Annotated in this window: 4 protein-coding genes and 1 pseudogene; 3 read left to right on the top strand and 2 right to left on the bottom strand. The window is 64.1% G+C overall.

All coding sequences use genetic code 11. From position 1 onward, the window contains the following. Together I5M_RS09715 and I5M_RS09710 are read right to left on the bottom strand one after the other, a co-directional pair. On the bottom strand, positions 1-439 hold a 439-nt coding region (locus I5M_RS09715), incomplete at its 3' end, for a universal stress protein (RefSeq protein ID WP_022721224.1). Between the two features lie 197 nt (positions 440-636). Next, positions 637-2,151 carry a malonyl-CoA synthase gene (locus I5M_RS09710; RefSeq protein WP_022721223.1) on the bottom strand — a complete coding sequence of 505 codons (1,515 nt, stop codon included), beginning with the start codon at positions 2,149-2,151 and terminating at the stop codon, positions 637-639. A 350-nt stretch (positions 2,152-2,501) separates the two neighbouring features. Here I5M_RS09710 and I5M_RS29445 point away from each other — a divergent pair. The 3 genes and pseudogenes from I5M_RS29445 to I5M_RS09695 all read left to right on the top strand — a co-directional run bounded on the left by I5M_RS29445 (position 2,502) and on the right by I5M_RS09695 (position 4,781). Then, positions 2,502-3,078, top strand: a pseudogene (locus tag I5M_RS29445) (fasciclin domain-containing protein). Positions 3,079-3,252: 174 nt separating this feature from the next. Continuing rightward, positions 3,253-3,885 (top strand): cytochrome b/b6 domain-containing protein, encoded by a 633-nt coding sequence (locus tag I5M_RS09700; RefSeq protein ID WP_022721222.1) that lies wholly within the window; start codon positions 3,253-3,255, stop codon positions 3,883-3,885. Positions 3,886-4,001: 116 nt separating this feature from the next. Then, positions 4,002-4,781: a molybdopterin-dependent oxidoreductase gene (locus I5M_RS09695; RefSeq protein ID WP_022721221.1), complete on the top strand. Its 780-nt coding sequence runs from the start codon at positions 4,002-4,004 to the stop codon at positions 4,779-4,781. The last annotated feature ends 303 nt before the right edge of the window (positions 4,782-5,084 follow it).

The following is a 5,084-nucleotide window of genomic DNA, read 5'->3' as shown; positions in this document are numbered from 1 at the left end:
CCGGAACCGGAAAGCTGCCGAGATGGCGCACCATGGTGGTGACGATCGGCCCGGGCCCTTCGGTGCCGTCGCTCGCCGCCAGCACCAGGCGAACGATGTCGGTATCGGCCTCGATCACCGCGAGCACTTGCTCGATCGTGTCGCCCTCGCGGATCACCCGTTCGGGCGTGATCGCCGCGACGCCGTTGGCGCGGCCGGCCGCGCGATCGAGCGCCTGCTCGGCGGTTTCGATCGCCTCGGCCCGCATCATGTCGGCGACGCCGAGCCATTGCTGGTTCTTGTCCGGGATCTCGATCACCCGCAGCATCACCACGCCGCCCCCAAGCCGCGCCGCCCAGCGGCTGGCATAGTACACGGCACGGTCCCATTCGGCGGTGTCGTCGACGATCACCAGGCATTTCGGCTTGTGACCGGGCTGAAAGCTGGTGCGTTGAGTCATCGATGCCCCCGGGTGAGGCGGCACGTGCCGCCGGCGCGCGATGCTGCCACGCCGGCGCAAGCGCCGACAAGGCGGCAATGAGGAGGAAGATTGAAGTCCGACCGGTTCCTCGTCATTGCGAGGAGCGCAGCGACGAAGCAATCCAGCTCAGTGCACCGCGCTGGATTGCTTCGCTACGCTCGCAATGACGAGGCTGATCAGCCCTTGTAAATATCTTTGTACGTCTCGCGCAGGACGTTCTTCTGGACCTTGCCCATGGTGTTGCGCGGCAGGTCGTCGACGAACAGCACCTTCTTGGGCATCTTGAACTTGGCGAGCTGGCCGTCGAGGGCTTTGAGCACCTGAACCTCGTCGATGGCGGCGCCCTTCTCGCGCACCACCACGGCGGTGACGCCTTCGCCGAAATCGGCGTGCGGCACGCCGATCACCGCGGATTCGACCACGCCCGGCATGGCGTCGATCTCGCTCTCGATTTCCTTGGGATAGACGTTGAAGCCTCCGGTGATCACCAGATCCTTGCCGCGGCCGAGAATGTGGACGTAGCCCTTGTGGTCGATCTTGCCGAGATCGCCGGTGATGAAGAAGCCGTCGTCGCGGAATTCCGACTTGGTCTTTTCCGGCATCCGCCAATAGCCCTTGAACACGTTGGGGCCCTTCACCTCGATCATGCCGATCTCGCCGCGCGGCAGCTCCTTGCCGGTCTCAGGATCCGTGACGCGCGCCGAAACGCCGGGCAGCGCGGGGCCGACCGCACCGGGCACGCGCTCGCCGTCGTACGGATTCGACGTGTTCATATTGGTCTCGGTCATGCCGTAGCGCTCGAGCACGGCATGGCCGGTGCGCGCCGCCCATTCGCGATGCGTATCGGCCAGCAGCGGCGCCGAGCCGGAGATGAACAGCCGCATGTGGCTGGTCGACTCCTTGCTCAGCCGCGGGCTCTGCAGCAGGCGCGTATAGAAGGTCGGCACGCCCATCAGCACGGTCGAACGCGGCATCAGGTCGATGATCTTGTCGGGATCGAGCTTGGGCAAAAAGATCATCGCGGCGCGGGCGAACAGCGTGACGTTGCTGGCCACGAACAGGCCATGCGTGTGATAGATCGGCAGCGCGTGGATCAGCACGTCGTCCCTGGTGAAACGCCAATAGTCCACCAGCGTCAGCGAATTCGACGCCAAATTATCATGGCTCAGCATCGCGCCTTTGGAACGGCCGGTGGTGCCCGACGTGTAGAGGATGGCGGCGAGATCGTCGCCAGCGCGCGGCACGGTGGTGAACTGATCACTCGCCTGCGCGGCAGCTTCGGTCAGCGAGCCTTTGCCGTCGGCGCCCAGCGTCTCGACCACGGCACCCACCTTGGCGGCGATCGCCGCGATGCCGTCCCGCTTGGTCGGATCGCACACCACCACGCGCGGTTCGGCGTCGGTGATGAAGTAATCGAGTTCGTGCAGCGTGTAGGCGGTGTTGAGCGGCAAGTACACGCCGCCGGCCCGCACTGTGGCGAGATACAGCACCAGCGCCTCGACCGACTTCTCGGTCTGCGCTGCGACGCGGTCGCCGGGTTGCACGCCGCGCGCCACCAGCACATTGGCGAGGCGCCCGGCGCGGGCGACCAGGTCGCCGTAACTGATGCGCTCGCCCGCGAAAGTCTCGATGGCGAGGCGCGACGGATCGTCGAGCTTGTCGAACAGGCGGGCGAACAGATTGGCATTCATCGGGATTTTCCGCATCGCATGATCAGGACCGGGAACTGCGGCCCGGCATAGCAAGAACGCGCCGCCCGAGGCAACGGCCCGCCGCGCCGGATGGAACAATCGGCAGCTCGAGACCGCATCGCAGCGGGGGTGGACTCATCGATCGCCACGGACTGGCGGCGCGGAGGTTTCAGCCTGCGGCAAAAAATACTTTCTGAAACGGTGCGGCCTCACCTCCCGTAGCTCCGCACGACGACGACGAGATCGTATCGATGGATGTCGTGGTCGGCCCCCGCCTCGCGTGCACGGCGCGCGATGTCGCGGCCTCAACAGGTCTCACGCAACAGATGCTACACACCGGGAGAACAACCATGTCGAAGCAGCTTGCTACTCTGTCCGCCGCCGTCGGCGCGCTCGCCGTGATCGCCAGTCTGGCGGCGCCGGCCTCCGCCGAAGACAAGAAGATGATGAAGAGCGAGATGAGCGATAAGACCGTGATGGTCGGCGGCGCGCCGATGTATCCGTCGAAGAACATCGTCGAGAACGCCGTCAAGTCGAAGGATCACACCACGCTGGTGGCGGCCGTGAAGGCGGCTGGTTTGGTGAAGACGCTGGAAGGCAAGGTCCGTTCACCGTGTTCCCCCCACCCAACGCGGCGTTCGACAGCTGCCGGCCGGCACGGTCGACACTCTGGTGAAGCCCGAGAACAAGGCGACGCTGACCAAGATCCTGACTTATCACGTCGTGCCCGGTAAGCTCGAGGCCGCCGATCTCACCGACGGCAAGAAGCTGAAAACCGTGGAGGGCGAGACCCTGACGGTGAAGCGCATGGGCGATCAGGTGATGCTGATCGACGCCAAGGGCGGCACCTCGACGGTGACGATCCCGAACGTCAACCAGTCCAACGGCGTCATCCACGTGGTCGACACCGTACTGATGCCGTCCTGATCGCGGACGCCATCTCCAAGTCACCGGACTGAACCATCGGCGCGGGCCGGCTTAGGCCGGCTCGCGCTTTCGTGATCTCCAGTCGGCGTCAAACCTCGCAATGATCCGGCCGCGTCCGTAACGAATGCACGGTTTCGCCGTATCGCCTTCACGCAGGTACACAGGGATCATTCGATGTCGAGCACCACGATCAGCGACCCGGCCGCTGCTTCGCAGACCAAGACCGCGGTGATCCAGCCGCTCTGGGTGCGGATCATGCACTGGATCAACGCCTTCGCAATCGTCGTGATGATCATGTCGGGCTGGCAGATCTACAACGCCTCGCCGCTATTCCCCTTCAGTTTCTCCCGCACGATCACACTGGGCGGCTGGCTCGGCGGCGGTCTGCTCTGGCACTTCGCCGCGATGTGGCTGCTGGTGATCAACGGCCTGGCCTATCTCATCGTCGGCCTGGCTACCGGCCGCTTCCGCCGCAAGCTGTTTCCGATCTCGGCATCCGGCGTGGTGAGCGACATCGTCAAAGCCGCGACCTTCCGGCTGTCGCATGCCGACCTCTCCACCTACAACTACGTGCAGCGCCTGCTCTATCTCGGCATCATGCTGGTCGGCGTGCTGGTGGTGCTCACAGGGCTATCGATCTGGAAGCCGGTGCAGTTTCAGTGGCTTACCGCGGTGTTCGGCGGCTACGACACCGCGCGCTACGTGCACTTCTTCGCCATGAGCGCGATCTGCGCCTTCCTGGTGGTGCACATCACGCTCGCCGTGCTGGTGCCGAAGAGCCTGCGGGCGATGATCATCGGACGTTGAGAATCGGAAACGTTTCCCCGTCATTGCGAGCGCAGCGAAGCAATCCAGACACAGTGCACCGAGCTGGATTGCTTCGTCGCTTCGCTCCTCGCAATGACGACATTGAGGATCTAACTATGCTGCGCATCAAGTCCCTGCTGATCCCCGGCGTCGACAAGAAGCTGCTGGCCCGGGACGCCGCCAAGCTGATGCCCGACGTGTCGCGGCGGCGGTTCATCGCCGGCGGCGCCAGCCTCGGCGCATTGACACTGCTGACCGGCTGTGACGTCGTCGACTCGTCATCGGCCGAGACGCTGCTGGCCAAGATCTCGAAGTTCAACGATTCCGTTCAGGCGGCAATCTTCGATCCCAACACGCTGGCGCCGACCTACAGCGAAAAGGACATCACCAAGCCCTTTCCGTTCAACGCCTTCTACACGCTCGACGAAGCGCCGACGGTCGATGGCGACGCCTGGAAGCTCGAGGTCTCCGGCCTCGTCGACAACAAGAAGAGCTGGACGCTGGAAGAGCTCAACAAGCTTCCGCAGGTGACGCAGATCACCAGGCACATCTGTGTCGAGGGCTGGAGCGCGATCGGCCAGTGGAGCGGCACGCCGCTTCGCGACTTTCTCAAGCTGATCGGCGCCGACACCAAGGCCAAATACGTCTGGTTTCGCTGCGCCGACGATTACTACAGTCCGATCGACATGCCGACCGCGCTGCACCCGCAGACCCAGATCACGCTGCGCTTCGGCAATGAAGTACTGCCCCGCGCCTACGGCTATCCGATCAAGATCCGCATCCCGACCAAGCTCGGCTTCAAGAATCCCAAATACGTCGTCTCGATGGAAGTCACCAACGACTACAAAGGCGGCTATTGGGAAGACCAGGGCTACAATTCGTTCAGCGGAAGCTGAGCCACGCACCCGCCCTGCCCACACGCACGTCATTCCGGGGCACGCGCGCAGCGCGCGAACCCGGAATCCAGATGTGATGCGCGAGGCCGAGATTCCGGGTTCGCTCGCTCCGCGAGCGCCCCGGAATGACTCGTGGGGAGAGCACCGCCCCCTCCGTCATTGCGAGCGCAGCAAAGCAATCCGGCTCAATGCACTGAGCTGGATTGCTTCGTCGCTTCGCTCCTCGCAATGACGGAACTAGCGACATACGGATGACACTCGCGCGGCCGATCGCCGCTCCTCAAGGCCTCCGCAGCGTGCTAG

This window comes from Rhodopseudomonas sp. B29 (genome assembly GCF_000333455.1).
Classification (GTDB): Bacteria; Pseudomonadota; Alphaproteobacteria; order Rhizobiales; family Xanthobacteraceae; genus Rhodopseudomonas.
The sequence above is the reverse complement of the archived record's forward strand: the minus strand, read 5'-3'. Positions and strand labels throughout refer to the sequence as shown.